At 57.3% G+C, this 24,364-nt stretch carries 20 protein-coding genes and 3 tRNA genes; 5 read left to right on the top strand and 18 right to left on the bottom strand.

Going from position 1 to position 24,364, the window contains the following annotated elements; all coding sequences use genetic code 11:
- Nucleotides 1-61: 61 nt before the first annotated feature.
- The 10 genes from T9A_RS08170 to cysM form a co-directional block, all read right to left on the bottom strand.
- Nucleotides 62-505 (bottom strand): REP-associated tyrosine transposase, encoded by a 444-nt coding sequence (locus tag T9A_RS08170; protein WP_035246906.1) that lies wholly within the window; start codon nt 503-505, stop codon nt 62-64.
- A 253-nt stretch (nt 506-758) separates the two neighbouring features.
- Nucleotides 759-1,277, bottom strand: a complete 519-nt coding sequence (locus T9A_RS08165; RefSeq protein WP_035246835.1) for a metal-independent carbonic anhydrase family protein — start codon at nt 1,275-1,277, stop codon at nt 759-761.
- A gap of 80 nt (nt 1,278-1,357) precedes the next feature.
- Nucleotides 1,358-2,032: a response regulator transcription factor gene (locus tag T9A_RS08160; protein WP_035246833.1), complete on the bottom strand. Its 675-nt coding sequence runs from the start codon at nt 2,030-2,032 to the stop codon at nt 1,358-1,360.
- Complete coding sequence (locus tag T9A_RS08155) at nt 2,029-3,585, bottom strand: sensor histidine kinase (protein ID WP_035246830.1); 1,557 nt, start codon at nt 3,583-3,585, stop codon at nt 2,029-2,031. The genes T9A_RS08160 and T9A_RS08155 overlap by 4 nt, the downstream gene beginning before the upstream one ends.
- A gap of 270 nt (nt 3,586-3,855) precedes the next feature.
- Nucleotides 3,856-4,998: an OprO/OprP family phosphate-selective porin gene (locus T9A_RS08150; protein WP_035246829.1), complete on the bottom strand. Its 1,143-nt coding sequence runs from the start codon at nt 4,996-4,998 to the stop codon at nt 3,856-3,858.
- 365 nt (nt 4,999-5,363) lie between these two features.
- Nucleotides 5,364-6,149, bottom strand: a complete 786-nt coding sequence (gene mazG, locus T9A_RS08145; RefSeq protein WP_035246826.1) for a nucleoside triphosphate pyrophosphohydrolase — start codon at nt 6,147-6,149, stop codon at nt 5,364-5,366.
- Nucleotides 6,150-6,289: 140 nt separating this feature from the next.
- Complete coding sequence (gene relA, locus T9A_RS08140) at nt 6,290-8,527, bottom strand: GTP diphosphokinase (RefSeq protein ID WP_035246824.1); 2,238 nt, start codon at nt 8,525-8,527, stop codon at nt 6,290-6,292.
- A gap of 93 nt (nt 8,528-8,620) precedes the next feature.
- Complete coding sequence (rlmD, locus tag T9A_RS08135; protein WP_035246821.1) at nt 8,621-9,961, bottom strand: 23S rRNA (uracil(1939)-C(5))-methyltransferase RlmD; 1,341 nt, start codon at nt 9,959-9,961, stop codon at nt 8,621-8,623.
- Between the two features lie 111 nt (nt 9,962-10,072).
- Nucleotides 10,073-10,843, bottom strand: coding sequence for a 3'-5' exonuclease (locus tag T9A_RS08130; RefSeq protein WP_035246819.1), 771 nt, complete (start codon nt 10,841-10,843; stop codon nt 10,073-10,075).
- Nucleotides 10,844-10,893: 50 nt separating this feature from the next.
- The gene (gene cysM, locus T9A_RS08125) at nt 10,894-11,790 is read right to left on the bottom strand and encodes a cysteine synthase CysM (protein ID WP_035246904.1); all 897 of its coding nucleotides are present in this window, start codon (nt 11,788-11,790) and stop codon (nt 10,894-10,896) included.
- Nucleotides 11,791-12,087: 297 nt separating this feature from the next.
- Here cysM and T9A_RS08120 point away from each other — a divergent pair, with 297 nt between their 5' ends.
- The gene (locus T9A_RS08120) at nt 12,088-14,796 is read left to right on the top strand and encodes an ATP-binding protein (protein WP_035246817.1); all 2,709 of its coding nucleotides are present in this window, start codon (nt 12,088-12,090) and stop codon (nt 14,794-14,796) included.
- Nucleotides 14,797-15,257: 461 nt separating this feature from the next.
- Here the strand turns inward: T9A_RS08120 and T9A_RS08115 are convergent, their stop codons facing one another.
- On the bottom strand, nt 15,258-16,802 hold the full coding sequence (locus tag T9A_RS08115) for an adenylate/guanylate cyclase domain-containing protein (RefSeq protein ID WP_052042638.1): 1,545 nt from the start codon (nt 16,800-16,802) through the stop codon (nt 15,258-15,260).
- Nucleotides 16,803-17,100: 298 nt separating this feature from the next.
- Here T9A_RS08115 and T9A_RS08110 point away from each other — a divergent pair, with 298 nt between their 5' ends.
- From T9A_RS08110 to T9A_RS08095, 4 genes are all read left to right on the top strand, one after another.
- The gene (locus T9A_RS08110) at nt 17,101-17,658 is read left to right on the top strand and encodes a nitroreductase family protein (RefSeq protein WP_035246814.1); all 558 of its coding nucleotides are present in this window, start codon (nt 17,101-17,103) and stop codon (nt 17,656-17,658) included.
- Nucleotides 17,655-18,098, top strand: coding sequence for a YiiD C-terminal domain-containing protein (locus T9A_RS08105; RefSeq protein WP_035246812.1), 444 nt, complete (start codon nt 17,655-17,657; stop codon nt 18,096-18,098). The genes T9A_RS08110 and T9A_RS08105 overlap by 4 nt, the downstream gene beginning before the upstream one ends.
- 128 nt (nt 18,099-18,226) lie before the next feature.
- Nucleotides 18,227-18,314, top strand: a tRNA-Ser gene (locus T9A_RS08100).
- Between the two features lie 244 nt (nt 18,315-18,558).
- Nucleotides 18,559-20,040 (top strand): AbgT family transporter, encoded by a 1,482-nt coding sequence (locus tag T9A_RS08095; protein ID WP_035246810.1) that lies wholly within the window; start codon nt 18,559-18,561, stop codon nt 20,038-20,040.
- Nucleotides 20,041-20,196: 156 nt separating this feature from the next.
- Here T9A_RS08095 and T9A_RS08090 read toward each other — a convergent pair whose 3' ends face one another.
- From T9A_RS08090 to T9A_RS08060, 7 genes are all read right to left on the bottom strand, one after another.
- The gene (locus T9A_RS08090) at nt 20,197-20,565 is read right to left on the bottom strand and encodes a DUF4870 domain-containing protein (protein WP_035246808.1); all 369 of its coding nucleotides are present in this window, start codon (nt 20,563-20,565) and stop codon (nt 20,197-20,199) included.
- Nucleotides 20,566-20,604: 39 nt separating this feature from the next.
- Entirely contained in the window at nt 20,605-21,444 is an 840-nt protein-coding gene (gene queF / locus T9A_RS08085) for an NADPH-dependent 7-cyano-7-deazaguanine reductase QueF (protein ID WP_035246806.1), read from the bottom strand.
- Nucleotides 21,445-21,499: 55 nt separating this feature from the next.
- Complete coding sequence (locus T9A_RS08080) at nt 21,500-22,273, bottom strand: ABC transporter permease (protein ID WP_035246803.1); 774 nt, start codon at nt 22,271-22,273, stop codon at nt 21,500-21,502.
- Nucleotides 22,270-23,202: an ABC transporter ATP-binding protein gene (locus tag T9A_RS08075; RefSeq protein WP_035246801.1), complete on the bottom strand. Its 933-nt coding sequence runs from the start codon at nt 23,200-23,202 to the stop codon at nt 22,270-22,272. The genes T9A_RS08080 and T9A_RS08075 overlap by 4 nt, the downstream gene beginning before the upstream one ends.
- Nucleotides 23,203-23,246: 44 nt before the next feature.
- Nucleotides 23,247-23,918, bottom strand: coding sequence for a histidine phosphatase family protein (locus T9A_RS08070; RefSeq protein WP_035246798.1), 672 nt, complete (start codon nt 23,916-23,918; stop codon nt 23,247-23,249).
- Nucleotides 23,919-24,122: 204 nt separating this feature from the next.
- Nucleotides 24,123-24,198: transfer RNA gene (locus T9A_RS08065), tRNA-Gly, on the bottom strand.
- A gap of 34 nt (nt 24,199-24,232) precedes the next feature.
- Nucleotides 24,233-24,308: transfer RNA gene (locus T9A_RS08060), tRNA-Glu, on the bottom strand.
- Nucleotides 24,309-24,364 lie beyond the last annotated feature (56 nt).

Raw genomic sequence — 24,364 nt, 5'->3', positions numbered from 1 at the left:
GCTCGCAAGGCGAAGGGCTCCATTAACTGACATAGCCAGTGTCTTCACTCACCGCGACAATTTATAGCCAGGCCGCATCCCAATAAGGGTACTCCCCTACACGCTCAACCAATCCCGCTCGGAGCGGGTTGGCGATGACATAGCGAGCGATAGGCAAGAGATCCTCATCCGAACGTAAGGCGCGGTCATGAAACCCCTTTTGCCAGAGATTAACTTCCACCAGACGAGAACATTTACCCTTGAACATCCTGACCGTCTGCTCAAGTGAATATTTGCCATTGAGGCAAAACAGCCAGTGGCAGTGATCCGGCATCACCACAAAACACCAAGTGTGGCTGGCTCCCATACGGTCAAGACTCTGGATTGTCCGGCAAGCCTCTCGGGCCGGGAGATGATTGGCAAAGTGGGGATATCTATGGCGGGTCGTACATGTCACCAGATAGACCTGGCCGGTAATAGATACGCGCCCTCCTCTCAATCGCTGTGTTTGATATCGATATGTCATACCGAAATCATCGCCGTAGATGAAAGCGTAAACGACAGCAGAATGGACCAAACGCTGTAGGTCAGTTGAGATAATCGACGTAATCCACGGCTGAGGTTCGCCTTGCGAGCAAGGCTCCAACGGCTTCGCTGGCCTGCCAGAGTAGTTCACGCGGCGGGTAGGTAGTGCTGGAGTTGCGAGGGGTAACAGGTCAAAACAAAAAAAGCCGCCCATTTGCGTGGGCGGCAATGCTTCAAGATTGAGGAGGGAGAAATTACTTCGCGTACGGCAGGGATGAGTGATGCAGGTTGATCAACAGCTCATCATCCACATGCGTATAACCGAAGCTGTATTCTACTTTGACTTCTTCACCCTCGACGGTGGTGAAGAAGTAATTTCCCATGGCAATGGCCTGATTGCCGTTAATAATCACTTCCTCATTTTCAAAGCGGACATTGGTCCAGGGCTTGATGGCGAAGCCCTTGTCTTCTTCGATCATACCACCGACGAAGTAGCTCAGTGCTTCATCAACGTCACCACGGAACTGGTCGTCGGCTGCCAAGGTAGGCTTGAAGGCTACCGATCCATGGTCGTACGCGTACAGGTCATCAATCAGTTCTTTTGCCGCTTCGGTGTAATCACCACCATCGGTTTTGACTTTACCGATTTCAACAATGCCTTCGCCCCATTTTTTCTGGGCCTCGATGATATTGGCCTCCGAAATGCCGGAAGCGTAGACAGAAGCGGAAAAAAGAGACAAAGCCGAGAAAGTGAATAGAGACTGAATTTTCATGAATTGACTCCTGTTAAGTTTCAGGAGTTACTCTATCGACACAGCCATGAACAGGTACTTTAGGCAACATTAACAGAAGATTAACGTTGATCAGAATTCGAGACCCGGTACCCAACGCCTCGGACGGTTTCGATGAAAGAGCCATCGTCATTCAATTTGACTCGTATTCGACGAATATACACATCGACAATATTTGTCATGGGGTCTTCGCTGTTTGACCAAACTCGCGACAATATCTTCTCTCTCGAAAGAACCTTTCCCTGGTTAGTCAAAAAGTATCTTAGAAGATCAAACTCCATTTGTGTCATCTTGACCACAATGTTGTTTTTCCACACCAGACGCTGGTCGACATCCATGACAACATCACCCGACTTCAGCAAGTCTTCAGCATGCTGGGAAAACCGTCGGGAGAGCGCCTCTATCCGCGCAAGAAGCTCCTCAAAATCAAAGGGTTTGCCCAGGTAATCATCCGCTCCGGACCTTAACCCCAGAATTCTGTCTTCAGTATCATCCAGGGCTGTGAGCATCAAGACCTTGGTTTCCGGCTTTTTTTCCTTGATTTTAGTCAGAACATACATGCCATCTTTCTTGGGGAGCATACGGTCAAGGATAACCAGATCGTAGTCGCCCGAAAGACATGTTTGCAGGGCTTTTTCCCCATCCGTAGCCACATCGCAAAAATATCCCTCAGCCTTGAGCCCCCGGAATAAAAAAGAAGCCAGCCTTTCTTCATCTTCTACGATAAGAATCTTCATACGTTCTCTTCACACGGCAACTCAATCTCAATGAAGGTTCCTTTCCCCAAATCGCTCTCAAGATTAATTTTCCCTTCATGGGCATCAATGATCGACTTTGCGACAGCCAGACCCAGGCCAACCCCCTTACTTCGGGATGAAGATCTTCCGCCTCGGTAAAAACGCTCAAAGACGAAAGGAATATCCCTGGGATCGATGCCAACGCCATCATCAGTAACACGAACAACCGCCTTGCCCTGTTGCTTCAAAACGGAAACCTTCACTGATGAGCCCCCACCCGAGTAAGAAAGGGCATTCTCTACCAGTATGATAAAAAGCTGCTTTATCCTGTCTGGGTCAATGACCGCGAAGACCGGCACAGGATAACTTGCCTCAAGAGAGACATCATTCTTGTCAGCCAGGGATCGCATATCACGGATAACTTCATCTGCCAAAGCCGTGAGATCAACATTACGCTTGTCAATACGCATGGTTCCAGAGTCTGTACGCGCCACAAACAATAAATCATCAACCAGGTGTGACAGAGATATGGCCTGTTCATGGATACAGGTGAGTGCATCCTGATAATCCCTCAAATCCCTGTCTGCATGACGTAATGCCACTTGCGCTTCGCCCCTAATAATGGTCAGCGGCGTCCTGAGTTCATGGCTGATATCCGCAAGAAAGCTCCGTCTCACTGAGTCACTCTTGGCCAGTTCTGCGTTCACCGCCATCAACTCGGTCGTTCTTTGTGAGACTTTATACTCCAGTTCCAGACGAGCCTGATCCTCTGACAAATGCTGGATCTGTAATTTCTCGGTCATGACATTAAATAAAACCGCTATCTGGTCAAATTCTTTGTCGAAACCGCGAGGAACCCTGTATGAGAAATCTCCCTTGCCAATAGCATCTGCAGCATCACTGATTGCAGAAAGCGGCCGGGTAACGGAATTCACCAGTACCCAGACACCCACCCCCATCAAAACAACGGCGAGGAACCCCAGGCCGATCGAAACCCAGAATATGGTTACATTCATGGCATCAATACGGGCATTGAATGCTTTGACTACATTAGTTTGTCGAACAACAGCGGAATTAATGGAGTCTCTGAATTCAACATCGATCTTCTCTTCGAGAATAAACTTCATCTCATTTTCAATTTCACTCAGTGGTAGCTTGGAGATACCTTCTAGTGAATAGATAATCGAATCGATGATTTTCTCAAGGTCATCTGTATCCTCTATAGTGCCCTGAGTATATTCCTCTCCAGCTGTTTCTCTTTGCTGGCGCTCCAGAACCTTGATTTTCCCCAGAGATTCGGAAACTAGCGCCCTCTTGTTTCTCACTTTTGCCTGATTTGCCTGGTCCCCAAAGAGAATCTCGTCGGTAAGCTGCTTGAAAAGACGATATGAGGTACTAGAGAGCTTGAGGTGCTCAGAAAGCAGAGAGTTCGCCATATTGATCTGCTGGATCTGCTTCGCGGTCACAAAGGATGACCAAACGATAGTAATAACCGCCAGCACGACGAGAACAATACTCAGGAAGGAAAAGGCAACAATTTTTCTTTTGTACAAATTCGTTCCCCAATGTCACTCTCACGACCCCTGTTTGGGCTCAGGGTAGAGGCCAATAAACCGGCAGGCACGTCTCTCAGGCATCGAGGAAGGACGCCCTTTGACTGAAAACAATAATCCTTACCGGCAGACAAGAATAACCCGAACAGCTGCATGTACAGGGAACCCATCCGTTTCCAAACAAAAAAATCGAGCCCCAAACGAGGCTCGATTCTAGAAAATACCCTGAATCAGGGCAAGACTGCGTCAATAGACTTGTTAAGACATGCTTTAGAATGCCATCTGGGCACGCAGGGCCACCTGATTGGACTCATCACCAGTGAGGGTATTCTCACCCATCACGTAGTTAAGCATGAAGCGCATGGCAGGGTTGAGGTAGTAATTCACGCCAACACTGGTCGTTTCTGCTTCCAAGTCTGTTACATCCTTGTTTTCAATGTAGTCATAACGTGCTGTCAGCTGGACAATGTTGTTGCCTTTAGCAGTGGTGAAGACACCTTTGCTGGACTTGTACGGCTTCATTTGACCAGTCAGCGTATACGCACCCTGGATGTAGTAGGTTTGAACCTCTTCATCATCACCGGTGGCATTGCCAAAATCTGCAATGGCATATTCAGCCTGCGCAAACACAGGGCCCGCTGAAATGGCGGCTTCAAGACCGACAGTGTTGACACTTTCGCCATCTGTGGTCAGAGCGATCGTCTCGCTGGGACCACGGCGACCCACATAGTCAGCCTCGGCTTCGAAAGCGGTGGTCATGCTGTTAGCATTTTCCACGGAGTAGGAAGCACCCATGTGCACTACCATGTTGTCTTGCATGATCGGTGCAAATGTCGCCCGGGCAGAACCGCCCAGACCCTCGTTACGGTTATCGCCAGCTGACTTGGTATTGAAACCCGCTACACCAAGGGTGTACTGGTCATCAGAGATCAAATAGCCAACACCTTGCTGGAACTGACGGCCGTTGTAGATACCCGTGGCGGAAGCGTAAGGACGCTCCATCATCAGGATATCGTTGGAGCTGGTGATTTCTTCCATGCTTCTGTAAGGCTTGAACTGACCAATAGTCAGTTTACCGGGACCGACTTTGGTGTAGATGTTCATGTCACGGAAACCGGTACCCGTGGTGCCACTTTGACCGGCAAAGTCGTTTTCAAAGACATAGCCCCAGTTATACAGCTTGCCCTTCAGGGTGATACGGGCACGACGAAACTCAGAAGTACTTGTTGAATCAGTCAGGTCGTTATCAAAAGCATAAGCATCGAAATGAATACGACCACCAACAGAACCCTCGAAGGAGCCGTCAGAGGATACAATTTTCAGATTGCCGCGCGTAGACGCTTCGTCTGCAATAACCATTGCCGGGCTGGCAACAGCCGCCCCGACCAAAACTGCTAACATTTGCTTCTTCATTTGGTTCTCCCTCAATCAGGCAATTCAGACGTTTTAAACAGTACTGCTTACCCCTGCGCAAACAGGCTTTGTTACTGCTTGGTGACGCAGTATGGGGAGTTAGAGTGACGGAAAAGTTGCTCAAATGTGAAGTTTTTGTTTCAGAGGGAACTTTCAGCCATAAAGGCGAACCACTCACCTTATCGTAGGAGCTATGCTTGCATGGCGAACCTGACGTGGCGAGGCGGCAAAGATTAAGGCTATCCGTCATTGTTTGGAGAGGCCTGTCGAGTTTTGGGATTCCTGATCGCCCCCGAATCAGGCCCTGCGGGCGATTTCCGCGCAAGCGCGGTTCGCCATGCAAGCATAGCTCCTACAGTAATGTCTTACAGCTCCCCCGCCTTTTTCGCCTGCTGCCAGGCGGCTTCCAGGGCGTCGTCGTCCAGGGTATTGAGTGGTTCTGGCTGGTCCTGCTCCATTTGCCGGAAGCGGCGTTCGAATTTGGCGGTGGCCTTGCGCAGGGCCTGTTCCGGGTCCAGTTTCAGGTGGCGGGACAGGTTTACCAGGGTGAACAGCACATCGCCGAATTCATCCTCAATGTCAGCACGGTCGCCACTGGCCAGGGCCTCATCGAGTTCCGCCAGTTCATGGTCCACCTGGCGGCGTACCGGCGCCGTCTCCGGCCAGTCGAAGCCGACTTTGGCAGCTTTCTTCTGTACCTTGGCGGCCCGTTGCAGGGCTGGCAGGCCCGCGGGGACGCCATCCAGGGCGCTGTCGTGCTCCCTGCCCTTGGCAGCCCTCTCCTGCTGCTTGATGGCCTCCCAGTTGACCTTCACCGCCTGCTCGTCGGCAGCATCCGACTCACCGAACACATGGGGATGGCGACGCACCATCTTGTCGCACAGCACCTGAACCACGTCGTTGAAGTCGAACAGTCCCCGCTCCCGAGCGATCTGGGAATGGAACACCACCTGCAACAACAGATCCCCCAACTCTTCCTTCAATTCCGGGTAGTCCCGCTGGGCAATCGCCTCGGCCACCTCGAAAGCTTCTTCGATGGTATAGGGGGCAATGGAGTCAAAGTCCTGCTTCACATCCCAGGGGCAGCCGCTGTCAGGATCGCGCAGTTGGGCCATGATGGATAGCAATTGGTCTATGGAGTGGTTTGGCATGCTTTCCCCTGATTTGGTAGCGGCCCTGCGTGTGATCAACATTGGGGGATTAGTTGACAGTTGACAGCCAAACTCCAAAAAAATCACAGGACGGCTTGTTTTAGCTATCAACTTTCAACTGTCCACTGTCAACTGCTTGATCATTTCTTGTACCGCCGCACCTCAAGCACGCCCTTGAGCTGGTCCATCTTGGCCAGCACCTTGCCCAGGTTGCCGAGGGTGGCGATTTCCAGGGTGAGGAGCATGGTGGCGGTGTTGTCGTCCTGGTGGGACTGGGTGTGGACAGCAGTGACGTTGACCTTTTCGTTGGCCAGTACGGCGATCACATCCTTGAGCAGGCCCTGGCGATCCCAGGCGCGCAGGAAGACATCCACCGGGTAGGTAATGCGGTCCGCTTCACCCCAGGTGACTTCGATGACCCGGTTGGGGTCATCACCCTGCATGGCCAGCAGTTTTTCACAGTCGGCCCGATGTACGGTGACGCCGCGCCCGTGGGTGATGAAGCCCATGACCGGGTCGCCGGGGACCGGCTGGCAGCAGCCGGCCATGTGGGTGAGCAGATTGCCCACGCCCTGGATGGTCACATCGCCGGTTTTCGAGGCCTTGGGCTTGGACAGCACCAGGTCCAGTTCCCTCTGGCTGTCATCCGGCTGCAGGGCCTGCACCTGATTGACCACATGCCCGGGGCGCAGATCACCGGCGCCCAGGGCCGCCAGCACGTCGTCTCCGGTTTTCAGGTTCAGGTGCGGGGCCAGGGCATCCAGGTCCACCTTGTCCAGAGCCAGGCGGGACATCTCTTTCTCAAGAATGGCCTTGCCCTGAATCATATGGACGTCGCGATCCTGGCGCTTGAACCACTGGTGAATGCGCGCCCGCGCCGAGGACGTCGCCACGTAACCCAGCGACGGGGTCAGCCAGTCGCGGCTGGGGCCACCCTCTTTTGCGGTGAGGATAGTGACCTGCTCGCCGGTGTTGAGGGTGTAGTTGAGCGGTACGATCTGGCCGTTGATCTTGGCGCCCCGGCAGCGGTGCCCCACTTCGGTGTGGATGTGATAAGCAAAATCCACCGGAGTGGCACCAGCTTCCAGGTCCACCACGTGGCCCTCGGGGGTGAACACATAGACCCGGTCGCTGACCAGGCCGTGGCGCAGCTCGTCCACCATGGTGTCCGGGCTGTCTTCGCCCAGTTCTTCGTGCCATTCGAGTACCTGGCGCAGCCAGGCGATACGCTGTTCGTAATCGCTGACGCCGCTCTTGCCCTTCTTGGCGCCTTCCTTGTAGCGCCAGTGGGCGCACACGCCCAGCTCCGCCTCTTCATGCATGGTGAAGGTGCGGATCTGCACTTCCAGCATCTTGCGTTCCGGGCCGACCACGGCGGTGTGCAGGCTCTGGTAACCGTTGGCTTTGGGGCTGGCGATATAGTCGTCGAATTCCTTGGGCACGTGCTGCCACAGTGAATGGACGATGCCCAGGGCGCCGTAGCAGTCACGCAGTTCCGGTACCAGCACCCGCACGGCGCGCACGTCATAGACTTCGCCGAATTCCAGGTGCTTTTTCTGCATCTTCCGCCAGATGCTGTAGATATGCTTGGCCCGGCCATGGACCTCGGCGCCGTGGATGCCGTTTTTCTCCAGGTAGCCGCGCAGCTGCTCCAGCACATTATCGATGTACTGTTCCCGGGCCAGGCGTTTTTCGTCGAGCAGTTTGGCGATCTTCTTGTAGGCGCCGGGCTGCAGGTAGCGGAAGGACAGATCCTCCAGCTCCCACTTGAGCTGCCCGACTCCCAGCCGGTGGGCCAGCGGCGCGTAGATGTCGAAGATTTCCTGGGCCACTTTGCGCTGGCGCTCGGGCTCGGATTCCTTCACGGCACGGATGATCACGGTGCGCTCGGCCAGCTTTACCAGGGCCACGCGCACGTCGTCGACCATGGCCACCAGCATCTTGCGCATGTTGTCGAGCTGGCCATCCTGCTGGCCGAGCACCGCCTTGCGGGTGGGGTTCAGGTTGGTGCTGATGGCGGCCATGCGCAGCACGCCTTCGATCAGGCGAGCCAAGTCCGGGCCGAATTCCTTTTCCACTTCCGGCAGGGATATCTGCCCTTCGCGCACGGAACGGTAGAGGATGGCAGCGGGCAGTACGTCCGTATCGGCGCCCAGGTCCACCAGCACCTCGGCCATTTCCAGGCCGATATCCAGGCAGCCCTTGCCGTAGGGCCAGTGGCGACCGGCGGCTTCGCCGGCCATCTGGCACTGTTCCGCCCGCTCACAGGCCTGCTCCAGTGCCTCGCCGTTGCGCACCGGGGCCCGGGTATCCAGGTGCGCCAGCCAGTCACGCCAGTGACCGGTAGCTCCTTCTGTGGGGCGGCGTACTGTTACCATGATCCTCTCCGAGGCGCCGGAGGCCTGACGCGAGGCGCCTGACGCAGAAGACATCTCCGCGTCAGGCGTCCGCCGTCTGGCGTCCGGCGCATGTTATTTCTTCTCAAACACCGCGATGGATTCCACGTGGGTGGTGTGAGGAAACATATCGATCACACCCGCCGCTTTCAGACGGTACCCCAGGGCGGTGAGTTCCCCGGCATCGCGCGCCAATGTAGCCGGATTGCAGGATACATAGACGATCCGCTTCGCACCAAAGCGGGGCATCAGTTTCATCATTTCCAGCGCGCCGGTGCGCGGCGGGTCAATCAGGACACGATCATACTTGCGGTTGGCCCAGCTTTGCCCGGCCACATCCTGACTCAGATCCCAGGCGTGGAAGTCCAGGTTTTCCAGGCCATTGCGGCGGGCATTTTCGTAGCCACGTTCGACCATGGCCCTGCTCACTTCCACGCCCACCACCTTGCTGGCCCGCTTGGCCGCCGGGATGGTGAAGTTCCCCAGGCCACAGAACAGATCCAGCACGGTGTCGTCCGGGGAGATGTCCAGCAAGTCCAGTGCCAACGGCACCATCTTGCGGTTGATCTCCGCGTTTACCTGGGTGAAATCCGTGGGATGGAAGGCCAGTTCCACATCGGCGGAGGGGTGGCGGTAGTGGAGCCGCTCTTCGTTCTCCGCCCCGGTGAGCGCCGGCCAGATACGATGCACGGTACTTTCGTTACCAGGCTGCAGGTACAGGTGCCACCCCAGAGGCTGACAGAAATCCAGGAAGGCCTGTTGATCCTCATCGGGCAGCGGGTCCAGATGGCGGATGATCAACGCCACCTCGTCGTCGCCAGCGGCCAGTTCGATCTGCGGAATCCGGCTGCGGCTCTTGAGGCCGTGGATCAGAGTACGCAGGTCAGACAGGCGATGGCCCACGGATGGAATCAGCACTTCGCATTGCTGCAGTTGGGCGATGAAGCTGTTGCGCTTTTCCCGGAAGCCCACCAGGGTTTCGCCTTTGGCTTCCACGTACTTTACGCCCATGCGGGCCTTGCTGCGGTAGCCGGTGACTGGGCCGGTAAGCGGTGCCAGCCATTCTTTCGGTTCCAGCCCACCGAAGTGCTGCAGTTGCTCGCGCAGTACGGCTTCCTTACGGGCGAGCTGCACATCCGGGTTCATGTGCTGCAGACTGCAACCACCGCACAGGGTGCTGTGCTGGCAGGGTGGCTCCACCCGATCCGGCGAGGCCTGGACGATTTCAACTGCCTTACCCTCGTCGAATTTGCTGCGCATGTAGGTGAACTTGAACATCACCTCTTCGCCGGGCAGGGCGTTGTCGATAAAGGTGGTCTTGCCATCACGGCGGGCAATGCCGCGGCCGTCGTGGCTGAGCGATTCAATGCTGGCGGGTTCCGGGGTTTCCGGTAGCTGCTTGCGTTTTCGGGCCATGAAGATCTCTTGTCATCGATTATGCTGTTGGAACCTTGCTTGCAAGGCGAAGGGGTATACCGGGCCCTTCGCCTTGCAAGCAAGGCTCCAACGAATTCTTGGGAGGGCTGGTTAACCCTGCCAGGCTTCCAGGAAGCCGAGGAAGTGCGGGTGGCCTTCGGCTTTCAGGTAATCCTTCAGCAGGGTCAGTTCCTGCTCGTAGCCGGTGGGGTCCAGTTCGCCGCGCATCAGCTGGAAGCGCAGGTAGACCAGCCAGGTGTTGAGCACGTCGGTTTCACAGTAGTCGCGAATGCCCTTGAGGTTACCTTCCTGGAAGGCATCGAATACCTTGCCGCCGCTCATGCCCATCTTGCCGGGAAAGCCCAGCAGGGTGGCGATCTGGTCCAACGGGGCGTTGGCCCGGGCGTTGAACAGGGCCAGCTGATCCATCAGGTCCAGGTGGCGCTGGTGGTAACGGCTGAGGTAGTTGTTCCATTTGAAGCTGGAGTCTTCATTACCGGTTTCCCAGTAACGACGGGCCTGCACGCCATGCTTGAGCGCCCGGTAGTGCAGCACCGGCAGATCAAACCCGCCCCCGTTCCAGCTCACCAGGTTCGGCGTGAAGCGGTCGATGCCGTCGTAGAAGCGCTCAATCAGCTCCTTCTCGGTGCTGTCTTCGTCTCCCAGGGACCAGACTTTGACGCCCTGGGTGGAGCGCAACACCACGGAAATGGCGACGATACGGTGCAGATGCAGGCGCAGGAATTCGGTGCCATTTTCCTGGCGGCGCAGGTTCAACAGGGCACTGGCTGTGTCCTTGTCGTTCAGACCGTCCAGGTCATAGATGCGTCGTCCACCGTCCAGGTCGGGGATGGTCTCGATATCGAATACCAGTACGTTCATTCAGCTCTCCAAAATGGCAAGGGCCCGCTTCAGGTAGCGGGCATCCAGCGTCAGGCTTCTTGCTGGAACACCCCCGTGGACAGGTAACGGTCGCCGCGGTCACAGATGATGGCCACGATGACGGCGTTTTCAAGCTCTTCACTCAGGCGCAGGGCCCCGGCAACGGCACCGCCGGAGGAGACACCACAGCTAATGCCCTCTTCCCGGGCCAGCCGGCGCATGGTGTGTTCGGCCAGGGCCTGATCCATATCCATTACCCGATCTACCCGGGAGTCATCGTAGATGGACGGCAGGTATTCCTTCGGCCAGCGACGGATGCCGGGGATGGACGAGCCTTCAGTGGGCTGCAGGCCGACAATCTGGATCGCCGGATTCTGCTCTTTCAGGTACATGCTGCAGCCCATGATGGTACCGGTGGTGCCCATGGAGCTGACAAAGTGGGTAACGCCACCGTCGGTATCACGCCAGATCTCCGGGCCGGTGCTTTCATAATGGGCCATGGGATTGTCCGCGTTGGCGAACTGGTCCAGCACCCTGCCCTCGCCCCGGGCCTGCATGGCCTGGGCCAGATCACGAGCGCCTTCCATGCCCTCTTCCTTGGTCACGGAAATCAGCTCGGCGCCGTAAGCTGCCATGGCGTCGCGGCGTTCCTGGCTCTGGTTGGCGGGCATGATCAGTTTCATGCGGTAGCCACGCATGGCGGCGGCCATGGCCAGGGCAATACCGGTGTTACCGCTGGTGGCTTCGATGAGGGTATCGCCGGGTTTGATCTCGCCCCGCGCTTCGGCCTTCATGATCATGTTCAGGGCCGGACGATCTTTCACCGAGCCTGCAGGATTGTTGCCTTCCAGCTTCACCAGAATGGTATTGGTGGTATCGCCCGGCATCCGCTGCAGGCGAACCAGGGGCGTATTGCCCACGGTCTGTTCGATGGTTTTATGGTTCATGGCGCGCATTGTACCTAAAGCGACAACACGCAACACGCTTCATGTACCCAACGGCATACTGGACATTGGCGGGGAAACACCCGTTGGAACGTAGCGCAGCGGAGTAACGCCCGGCAGGGCGGCGAAGCGAATAACCTTGCTCGCAAAGCGAAGGCCACAATCTGCTGCCGTGCCTGCTGGCAACCCTTCGCCTTGCGAGCAAGGCTTCAACGGCTGCTAAAACGAAATGGCAGGGTCCGTGGCAGCTGCCCCTATCTCAGGCATAATGGGCGAAAACAACAGCAAGAACGGGGATTCATGGTCAACCAAAGCCTGCGCTCACGCCTGATGTTCATGGCCATTTTACCCGCTCTGATGGCGGCGCTGGTGGTGGGTGGCTATTCCCTGGTGAATCGGCTGGTGGATGTGCGCGATACCAATGCCCAGCGCCAGCAGCTGGTGGCCGACAGCTTTGCCGCCCGCCTGGAAAGCACCCCCATCACTGACACTGCTCGCCAGCAACAGTTGTTGCGCCAGTTGCTGGAAGCCGAAGACGTGCGTGCTGCCACTCTGAACTTCAGTGGTGATAATCCTACTCTCCATGCCGGGCCAAGACTGCGTCCGGTCACCAGCATTAATCAGAAAGACAGTCGGCAACGGCTGGTTACCGATACCAGCTGGCAACTGACCCGCAATATCAACCCCGGGGAACCGGCCATCTTAACTGTGGAATTTACCCGCCAGGGGGAATACGTCTCGACCCTTGAAGGGCTGATCACCGTGATTCTGGTGATGGTGGGCCTGATGCTGTTGGCCATGGTGCCCGCTCTGCGCTTTTCCCACCAGCTGACAAACCCGATCGGGGAAATGGTGGCAGCCGTGCGGCGCATTCGCGACGGTGACCTGAGCATGGCCATTCATACTCAGGCCAAGGGGGAGCTGGCAGACCTGGAGACTGCCCTGCGCCAGATGGTGTCGGCACTGGCCGATGCCCAGACCGAGCTGCAACAGAACGTGGACCAGGCTACCCAGGATCTGCGCGAAACCCTGGAAACCATCGAGATCCAGAATATCGAGCTGGACATGGCCCGCAAGGAAGCGCTCAAGGCCAGCCAGATCAAGTCGGAATTCCTGGCCAACATGAGCCACGAAATCCGCACCCCGCTCAATGGCATCATCGGCTTTACCAAGCTGCTGGAAAAATCCTCCATGAGCCCCCGGCAGCAGGATTACCTGGGCACCATTCACAAGAGCGCCGATTCGCTGCTGGCGATCATCAACGACATTCTGGATTTCTCCAAGATCGAGGCAGGCAAGCTGTCGCTTGAGCATACCCCGCTCAACCTGCACGATCTGATCGAGGATGTGCAGACCCTGCTGGCCCCCATGGCTCAGGACCGGGGCCTGGAACAGGCTGCCATCATCTACTCCGATGTGCCGGTGAACCTGCTCGGTGACCCGCTGCGTATCCGCCAGGTGCTCACCAATCTGCTCAGCAATGCCATCAAGTTCACCGAGCAAGGCTCGGTGGTGGTACGCGCCATGCTGGAGGAAGACCGGGGTGCAGAGGCGATTATCAAGCTGACGGTGACCGATACCGGCAACGGCCTGAGCCAGGAGACGCAGAAAAATTTATTCAGCGCCTTTACCCAGGCAGACCAGAGTGCCCGCCGCCAGGAAGGTGGCACTGGCCTGGGGCTGGCCATCAGTAAACGCCTGGTGGAAGGCATGGGCGGCGAGATCGGCATCGACAGCAGTGAGGGCCAGGGGTCCACCTTCTGGTTCACCCTGCGTGCTGAGCGGGACCCGAAACAGCGCCCGTCTCCCCATCTGGAACACTTCCGGGGCCGCACAGTGACGCTGGTGGAAACCGACGAATATGGCCGACTCGGTCTGTATCACATGCTCAGCCACTGGCAGATGCGCATCAACGAATTCCACAGTCTGGATGACCTGATGGCCGCGCTGGACCGGGGGGAACTGGTCAACAGTGATTTTCTCATCGTGGGCCTACCCGCCCACCCGCAAAAACAGAGCATGCAGCCAGTTCTGGATAATCTGGCCGCCCTGGGCCAGCCCATGCTTGCCCTGAGCAATAACCCGGAAACCGTGTGCCGCTGGCTGGAGCACTATCCCCATTGCCAGGTGCAGGGCAAACCGGCCACCCGCCAACGTCTGTTCAACGCCCTGCTGGCCTTGAGTGGCGAACTGGATAGCAGTGAGCTGGATGCCCACACCGACAACCGGCTAGATTACCCGGTATCGGTCATGGTGGTGGACGATCACCCTGGTAACCTGAAACTGGCCAGGGTCTTTCTGGAAGAGTTGGGCGCCATCGTCACGCCCTGTGACAGCGGCCAACAGGCTCTGGATGCATTTCGCGACCAGGAGTTCGATCTGGTGTTCATGGACATCCAGATGCCGGGCATGGATGGCAAGGCCACGACGGCCAGAATACGCGAACTGGAAACCCCCGGTTGCCACACCCCCATCGTTGCCCTGACCGCTCACGCCCTGGAAAGCGAACGCCGGGATCTGCTCGACAGTGGTCTGGATGACTATCTGAGTAAACCGATTACCGAAGGGCAGCTTCGCCACACTCTGGAACAGTGGGTAATGGAAAAGCCTCACCAGCCCCTGCCCGATTCAGGGGAAGATAGTGAACCGGACAACGACAAGGTATTCGATGAGGACCTGGCCCGCCGCCGTGCCGGTGGCCGGCAATCGCTGGCCGATGAAATGCTGAAAATGCTGTTGGACAGTCTGTCAGAAGACCGGCCGGCCATTTCTTCTGCCTTCGACAGTGGCGACCAGGAAACCCTGCTGGAACGCGTTCATAAACTCCACGGCGCCACCCGTTACTGTGGCACCCCACGCCTGGAGACAGCAGCGAAGACCCTGGAAGAAGCCCTGAAAACCGGCACCGGCCGGGAGTCCCTGGCACCAATGGTCTCGGCACTCTGTGACGAGATCTGCGCGCTGGAGCATCTATGGCAGGATCAGGGGGAGGAAGTGTCTAGCTACTAGCTTCTAGCTTCGACGCGGGCTCCGCCGTGCAGGCTCAAGGTGCGTTGCCGCGCCTGTAGGAGCGTCGCTCGCGGCCCGATTCGGGCATTGGCGAAGGTTGATGATGTAGGAGCACCTCTTGAGGTGCGAACCGAGCGTAGCGAGGCAACAGAGGCCAACGTCTATCCGCCGTTCTTTCTGGAACCTGTCGAGCGCTGAAAGTCCTGATCGCCCTGCGGGCGATATCCGCGCAAGCGCGGTTCGCGGCTCAAGCGGTCTTATTCGCTTCGCTCACCCTTCGGGCCGCACGGAACTACGTGCGTTACTCCGCTGCGCTACGTTCCTACAGCGGCTTCGTAGAAATGCCCACGTCCGGGAACCTTCTAACCTTTCCCCATCCAACCAGCGTAGCTTGTAGCTTGTAGCGGGTAGCTTGTAGCTTGTAGCTTGTAGCTTGTAGCTTGTAGCTTGTAGCGACTCCCTCAAACCCGCACTTCGGTCTGCACCTTTTTCGCGGCGCGGCCCATCATCTCGATGATCTTTTCCCGTTCGCGTTTTTTCAGTTCGGCGCTTTTGACATGCAGGCTGAAACCTTCGGCTTCGAAGTCCACCTCCACCGGCTTTTCCTGTTTCAGATCCGTGGCGGACCGGGCCAGGGTCTTGAGGATGGAGTTCTTGTCGAAATTGCGAATACGCTCCAGATCCAGATGGATGCCGAAGCCCTGGGTCTCCGCAGAAACATAACGATTTCGGGCACCCGCATCCTTCTTGGCCCCCATGGCTTCAAATACGGGAATCGGTCGATTGAACCCCTTGACCTGAATGTCGCCGATATTGCGGCACTGGATGCGATCTTTTACCAGGTCCTGGGTGGCTTCGGAAATCAGCACGCCGCCAGGGCGGCAAGCGGATTCAAGGCGGCTGGCCAGGTTCACATCGGTGCCGAGAATAGTGTAGTCCATCCGGGAATCGGTACCGAAGTTGCCCACCGTCACGTAGCCAGTGTTAATGCCGATGCGGATTTCCAGCTTGTGGTCAATGCCCTCACGCTTCCAGCGCTGGCGCAGCAATTTCATCTGCTCCTGCATTTCGATGGCCATCATCACGCATCGGAAAGCATCTTCCTGGGCGCCAGCACTTTTCGGGTCGCCGAAAAATACCATCACCGCATCACCGATAAACTTGTCGATGGTGCCGCCATGGCGCAGGGCAATGCGGGTCATCTCGCTAAGGTAGGCATTTAGCATGCTGGTCAGGGTTTCCAGCGGCAGCTCTTCTGAAATAGCACTGAAACCCTTGATATCGGAAAAGAATACCGTCAGCCGCTTGCGGCGGGTTTCCAGCTTGGCGTCACGCTTGCCGGAAAAGATCGAGCCCCACACTTGCGGCGGCAGATACTTGGCCAGCTTGCGAGACATGTCCACCGCCTGTTTCTGCTGACGACGCACTGCATCCTGGGCCTGTTTCAGGTAGCGGGCCTGCAGGTGCGCAAAGGCGGAGGACGCGCCCACATAAATGCCCAGCCCGAGCAGGGAGATGACTGTCAGCAGCACTGGCGACTGTTCCACCGGCAAGGCGGGGAAACCCAGGATCCAGCCCATCATTAGGGCGCCAATGGCTGTCATCAGCAGGTTCAGCAACCAGGGCTTCAGGCCACCGCTGCTGACCGCATTCGCGTGGACAATGATCAGCAATACCAGCGAAGGCACCAGGGCAAAATGCAGCAGAGCGCACACCACCCCGATGATCATCGCATCAGCCTGCATCAACAGTTGATGCACCGGCTTTTGCGGTCGATCCTGTCTCTCCGCCAGGAACAGCAGCCCCTGGGCTATCAACGGATAGACGAGCAGGCCCGCCACGCCAAGCATATACAGCTGGGGATACAGTTCCAGCTTCAGACCCGCCATGAGAATCGTGGCGGCCACAAGGAAAGCCAGTAAACGGATGTAGTTAGCCTGACGGCGTGCCCGCTCCATTGGACCGATCTGGGATCGGCGGGCTTTCTTTTTGGTTGAACTTGTCATGTGAACCGATTCACGTCATTTGCGAGAAGCTTATCTCTTTCCCATCTAAGAAAAAAGACTGGCATGATCAAAGGTGGCTTGTAGCCTACCTAATGCCTTTACACCGCTGAGCCGGGTTGCTCGCCATGCAGAGCCGTGAACCTTGAACGTGGCCCAGCAGGCCTTACGGCCCACGCCGTACCTGGAGATATTTTCAGCGACAACTCAGTGATGTAGAGGCATTAGGTAGGCTCCCCCCTTTGACTGGGAGTTATTTTCAAATCGGGCTACCATGGCGCCCCTGTACAAGGAGCCCTGAATGGACACCATCACCGCCCTCACTACCCGTGTTTCCAGCCCGCGACTGGACCAGCCCGGTCCCAGCGACGAGCAGCTCGACCTGTTGCTGCGTGCTGCCATCCGTGCACCGGATCATGGTCTGTTACGTCCCTGGCGCTTCATTGTGCTGGAAGGCGAACAACGGGAACGGCTGGGCGACATCATGGAAGCGCAGCTGCTGGAAGATCAGCCCGAGGCCGACTCGCGCAGCCGGGCCAATGCCCGCAACAAGGCCCTGCGCGCGCCCACCATTCTCGTGGCGGTGGCTGAAGTCACTGAGAACCACAAAATTCCGGTGTGGGAGCAGGTGCTGGCCGTGGGGGCTGCTGTGCAGAACATGATGGTAGCCGCCTACGAACTGAACCTGGGCGCCATGTGGCGTACCGGCGCTCTGGCCAACTCCGATCTGGCCAAACGCATGCTGGGCTTTGCCCCCAAGGATCAGGTGGTAGCCTATCTGTACCTGGGCACCCCAGTGGGCAACCTGAAGAACCTGCCCGACGATTCCCCCGCCGACTTCATTCGTACCCTGCCATGATGGATCTGGATGCGTTGGCAGAACGGGTCCGCGACGCCATACCACTGACGCGGCATCTGGACTTCACCTTCGCCGGGTTTGACGGCCTCAGTCTGGTCGTCACCGCCCCCCTGGGGCCCAACCACAACGACAAGGGCACCTTCTTCGCCGGCAGCCAGTCCGCACTGCTGACGCTGGCCGGCTGGGGCCTGACAACCCTGCTTGCCCAACAGAGCGGCCACCCGGCCGATGTGGTGGCTGTGGAAACCTCGCTGGAATACAAATTACCTCTGGACGGTGATCTACAGATTACTGCGTCCATCAGCGAAGAGGATCGGGAGCGTTTCGCTCAGCGCCTGAGCCGCCGGGGCAAGGCCACACTACGCATTCACGCCAAAGGCACCGACGTCGACGGCAAGGTGGTTTGCCTTTATCAGGGCCTGTACCTGGCAAGAACCTGAGCCCCTGACGCAGAAATGCTCAAACCCTGACCAACCAGGCGGCCGGGCGCTTGCCTCAAGCCCCACCCTCCGGTACTCTACGCGCCCTCAAGAGTTGGCCAGAAGGCTCTTGAGCACAATCAGTTTAAGGTGGGGTGTCCGAGTGGCCGAAGGAGCACGCCTGGAAAGTGTGTATACGGAAACGTATCGAGGGTTCGAATCCCTCCCCCACCGCCAAATAAAGAAAGCCCCGCAATGCGGGGCTTTTTTGTGGGCGCATAACCCTATGACGGTTTCTCCCTGCAAAACCGCTACTGATGAAAAGTCTTCCGCCATCCGTTGGAGCTATGCTTGCATGGCGAACCTTCTCCACCCCTTCGCCATGCAAGCATAGCTCCAACGAAACACTCCCCCTCGAACGCCCTTGTTCCCGCTACCTGCTACTCGCTAAAGTGATCCGATTACAACAGGGGATCGCATCATGACCAACACCACCGGCTGGCTGGGCCGACTGGAAACGCTGGGCAATAAACTGCCCCACCCTACCCTGCTGTTTGTCTGGCTGTGCCTGTTGTTACTTCCCCTCACCGCCGTACTCGGAGCGCTGGAGCTTTCCACTCAGCATCCGCTCAGCGAGGAGACAGTGACAGCGCGCTCGCTGGTGGACGGAGACGGCATCCGCTATCTGTTCACCTCACTGGTGGGAAATTTCACCGGCTTTGCGCCCCTGGGTATTGTGCTGGTGGCCATGCTGGGGCTGGGCGTCGCCGAGCAATCCGGGTTGCTGTCAGTGAGCCTGGCCAGCCTGGTACGCCGGGCCTCCGGCCGCACCCTGGTGATCACGGTAGCCTTTGCCGGAGTCCTCTCCAGCCTTACCGTGGACGCCGGCTATGTGGTTCTGATTCCGTTGGCCGGGCTGGTGTTCCAACTCGCTGGCCGCTCCCCCATTGCCGGTATTGCCACCGCCTTTGCGGCAGTATCCGGCGGTTTTAGCGCCAACCTGCTGGTGGGTCCGGTGGATGCCACCCTGGCCGGCCTGTCCACAGAAGCCGCCCGTATTGTGGACCCGACTCGCACCGTGGATGCCACCGGCAATTACTGGTTCATTATCGTCTCCACCTTTCTGGTTACAGCGTTGGTGACTCTGGTCACCCAGCGCATCACCGAACCCCGGCTGGCCAGCCAGCCAACGGCAGAGACCTCCGCCCCCCAGGTGCCAACCAGCCACCCCAGTGCCATGAAATGGACTCTGGCAGCACTACTGATCCTGCTGGTAGGCATCGCGTTACTGGTGCTCCCGCCAGAGGCTCCCTTGCGCCACCAGGACACAGGTGGCGTGCTCGGCTCGCCGTTCATTCATGGACTGGTGGTGATAGTGGCGCTCATCGCTGGGGTGTGTGGCGCGGTGTATGGACGTGTCAGCGGCCAGTTTCGCAATGCCGGCGATATCATTACCGCCATGGAAACCACCATGGCCTCCATGGCCGGTTACCTGGTGCTGATGTTCTTTGCCGCCCAGTTCGTGGCCTGGTTCAACTACAGCCAGCTGGGCTTGCTGTTGGCCATCGAGGGCGCCGCCTGGCTGGGCAGCCTGACAGTGCCCGACGTGGTGCTGTTACTGCTGTTCCTGCTGCTCACCACCATGATCAATCTATTGATCGGTAGCGCTTCCGCCAAATGGTCCATCCTGGCCCCCATCTTCGTGCCCATGCTGATGCTGCTGGGCATTTCCCCGGAAGCCACCCAGGCGGCCTACCGGGTAGGCGATTCCAGCACCAATATCATCACCCCGCTGATGCCCTATTTCGTGCTGGTACTTGGCTTCGCCCGCCGCTACCAGCCAGACACCGGCATCGGCACCCTGATCGCACTGATGCTGCCCTATAGCCTGACGCTGTTGTTGGGGTGGTCGGTATTGCTGGGGGTATGGATCGGGTTTGGCTGGCCGTTGGGGCCAGGATGAGTGGCAAGTTTAAAGTTGAAAGTTACAACGCGAATTGACTCTTTTCATATCCAGAAAGCAAGGAGGCCGCGCCCAAATCCCGGGCGCGGCCTCTACCATTCAAACTGCACGTAATGTTAGCCCGCGTTGCAACTTGAAACTTTCAACTTGTAACTGCTACTTGATCAACCGAATGGTCAACGGATAACGATACCGCTCACCACCATTCGCTTTCACTGCGGCAATGATGGTCATTATCAGCCAGAAGATGCCGATGATCGGTAGCAGAAGACCGCCAATGACCACGAACATCAGCAGGAAGGCGATAAAGCCGGCAATGGAGATGGTGATGTTGAAGTTCAGTGCTTCCTTGCCCTGATCATCGACAAAAGCACTGTCATCTTTCTTTACCAGCCATATGATCAGTGGCCCCAATATATTGCCGAATGGCACCACCAGACCCGCCAGTGCCAGCAAGTGGCAGGCAAGGCCCAGGCTTCGCTCTTCCTGTTTGGGTTCGCCCTGGGTCTGTTCCAGATCGGACATTGTTCGCTCCTTGATAACGATGTTGGCTTGGTGATGTTGTTACTGACGGATAGTGCGTCGGTTCGGTAACGGCTGCTCGCTGTTGGAGCGGAACGGATTGATATCGATACCGCCACGGCGGGTAAAGCGGCCATAGACGGTCAGGTGACGCGGAGAGCACTGGCGCATCAGGTCCACGAACATCTGCTCGATTATCTGCTCATGGAAGCCCTGATGATTACGCAGGGACACCACGTAACGCAGAAAACTGGCCGGGCTGATGGCACGGCCGGTGTAGCGCACCACTACTGTGGCCCAGTCCGGCTGGTTGGTCACCGGACAATGGCTACGCAGCAGGTGGGAATAGAGTTGCCCGGTTTGTTCGGCACCCTGGTCACACAGCAGCAGGTCGGGCCGGTATTCATAGTGCTCGAAACCGATATCGATGTTATCCACGCACTGACCGCGATCTTCCCACACAGGAAAGCCGGCGGATTCTTCCAGGGAATGCAGCAACACTTCCATATTGCCACCGACCGTTTGCGCCACATCCTTTTCAATCGCGGCGCGCACCTGATCCCGGTTTTCAAAACGGGTGTTGGCAAAGGAATTCAGATACAGCTTCAGCGATTTGGATTCCACAATGTTGGGGGTGGTGCAGGGAATGCGCAGCTCGCACAGGGCCACCACCGGCTTGCCCTTTTCATTGAGCCAGGACAGCTCGTAGGCATTCCAGATATCCGTGCCGTGGAACGGCAGGCTGGTATCTTCATCGCCCAGCGCTTCCAACTCCAGGGATTCCCGCGCATCCCAGCGCGGCACCGGGCACAGCAGCGAGGGCGTGTACTCATCTACATAATCGGTGGATCGCCCCAGTGGCGTTTCCTTCAAATAGCTCATGATTACCTCTTGGCACACCCGTCCATGGATTATATTCCCATCATAATCCGATTGTTTAGTGGCGAATACCCGTACCACGCTGCAATAACCAGAGCGCCAACAGATAGAACGCCACCACAAATGCCATGATCGCTGCCAACGAGGCATAGACGTTCACATCACTGACACCCAGCACGCCGTACCGGAAGGCGTTAACCATATAAACGATGGGATTCGCCAGGCTCACCATTCGCCAGAACTCCGGTAACAAGTCGATGGAATAGAACACCCCACCCAGGTAGGTCAGCGGCGTCAGAATGAAGGTGGGAACAATGGAAATATCATCGAACTTGTTGGCGAAGATGGCATTGATAAATCCTCCCAGGGCAAACAGGGCTGCCGTCAGTATCACCACGGTGATGGTGATCAGCAGGTGCTGCATGGATAGCTGGGTAAAAAACAGACTGAGCAGGCTGACGATCAACCCCACCAGCATGCCGCGCACCATACCGCCAACAATAAAGCCGTTAAGGATCACATGCGCCGGCATGGGCGACACCAGCATCTCTTCAATGGAATGCTGGAACTTGGTGGAGAAGAACGAGCTGACCACATTGCCGTAGCTGTTCTGAATCACACTCATCATGATCAGCCCGGGCACGATGTACTGCATGTAGTTGAAACCGCCCATCTCACCAATGCGACTACCGATGAGATTACCGAAGATCACGAAGTACAGGGTCATGGTGATCGCCGGTGGCAGCAAGGTCTGCGGCCAGATGCGGGTAAAACGTCGAATTTCCTTGGTAACGATGGTGAGAAAGGCCACCCACTGTTCACGTGCACTCATGATGCCTGCTCCCCGGGCAGATTCTGCTCTACCAGTCGCACAAACAACTCCTCCAGCCGGTTGGCCTTGTTACGCATGCTCATCACTTCAAAGTGCTGTTCCTGCAGTGCCACGAACAAGGTATTGAGGCTTTGTGATTTCGGCACAGCCACTTCCAGCGTACGAGAATCTCTCAGCCACACCTCGAACCCTTCCAGTACCGGCACCTCGGTGACCGGCCGCGCCAGATCCAGAATGAAGGTTTCCACCTGCAATTTTTCCAGCAGGGATTTCATGTCGGTATTTTCCACAATGATGCCGTGATCAATGATGGCAATGTGGCGACACAGGGATTCCGCTTCTTCCAGATAGTGCGTGGTAAGAATGATCGTCTTCCCCTCGCCGTTGATACGGGTGAGGAAATCCCACATGGAACGGCGCAGCTCGATATCCACCCCGGCGGTGGGCTCATCGAGAATCAACAGCTCCGGTTCATGCACCAGCGCCCGGGCAATCATCAGCCGGCGTTTCATGCCACCGGACAGAGTGCGCGACTGCTTGTCGCGCTTTTCCCACAGGCCCAGTTGGCGCAGGTATTTCTCCGCACGCTCCCGGGCCAGGGGCACCGGGATGCCATAGAAACCCGCCTGGGTGACGACAATATCGAACACCTTTTCAAACTGGTTGAAGTTGAATTCCTGGGGAACCACACCAATTTTCATCTTGGCCAGGGCACGCTGGGTATCCAGGGAATGGCCAAAGATGCTCACATCCCCTGCGGTCTTGTTCACCAGGGAACTGATCACACCAATGGTGGTGGACTTGCCTGCCCCGTTGGGGCCCAGCAGGGCAAAGAAATCGCCCTTCTCCACCTGCAGGTCGATGCCCTTGAGCGCGTGCACGCCATTGGCATAGGTCTTGGTCAGATTACGAATCGTCAGAGCAGACAAGGATCACCTCGCCAAAATGGTCGAATGGATGATGAAGAGAGGGATCAGTGATCCAGAACCCGGTGGCCATGTTCACCACGCCAGACCCAGTGCATCTGCCCGCCGCTGAACCATACCCAGAGCCCTTCCATCATCCAGGGCCAGTCTTCTTCGCTGATGCGGCGACGGCCATGCAGCTCGGCCACCAGCACCGCCAGGATAGTGTCATGGGTCACGTGAACATTGAGATGGCCACTGGCTGGTTCACGGGCCTTGAGGTAAGCCGCCAGCTTGGAGCGGCCTTCCGCCGGTGACAGCATTCCCTCAAACGGCTCTTGAAGGTGGTGATTGAGGAACTTGAAGGCGCCCATTTTCAGGAAGGTGGGGCCCACCTGATTCAGGTCTTCCACATAACATCCAGGCTCCACCAGCGTGGTATCTGTGGTCACCTCGGGGATATCCGCGATCAGCCCGGCCTTGCGGGCACCTTCCGCCATGGCGATGGCGGTATTCACGCAGCGCCCAACCGGGCTGGAATAGAACGCCTCCACCGGCCGCGCCAGCTGGGTGCCCCATTCGCGGGCCATGTCGATACCCTCCGGAGTCAACGGCAGCCGATAGTCGGCAAAGCCGTTCTTGGCCAGCTCACGCACGGAATGACGCGTCAGCAGATGGACAGGCTTGTCCTTCGGCAACAGGTTAAGGGCTTCCAGCAATCGCGGGTGTAGGCGCGCCATAGTCTCTTCACTTAGGGTCAGGCCTTAGTGTACGGAGCGCTATAGCGAAAGCAAACCATGGGGGGAGATTCATCGTACTACTGGTGAGCACAACACCCACCGTAGACCGGATTAGCCAAGCCTGTGCGTGTTGCCTGTTGCGTGAACCCTGTTGCAGCCGCACAGCGGCATAAAAAAAGGGACCCGAAAGGGTCCCTTCTAATTTGGAGCGGGAAACGAGATTCGAACTCGCGACCCCGACCTTGGCAAGGTCGTGCTCTACCAGCTGAGCTATTCCCGCTTAACTACTTGCCAGCTAATCGCTAGCGAATTAGTGGCGTCCCCTAGGGGAGTCGAACCCCTGTTACCGCCGTGAAAGGGCGGTGTCCTGGGCCACTAGACGAAGGGGACCCGGGCTTGACGTGGCACGTCAAAGCGGCGCGTAGAATAGGTATCTGATCGCCCAG

The sequence above is a fragment of the Alcanivorax jadensis T9 genome (genome assembly GCF_000756655.1).
Taxonomy (GTDB): domain Bacteria; phylum Pseudomonadota; class Gammaproteobacteria; order Pseudomonadales; family Alcanivoracaceae; genus Alcanivorax; species Alcanivorax jadensis.
This window is presented reverse-complemented; position numbering and strand designations above follow the sequence as displayed.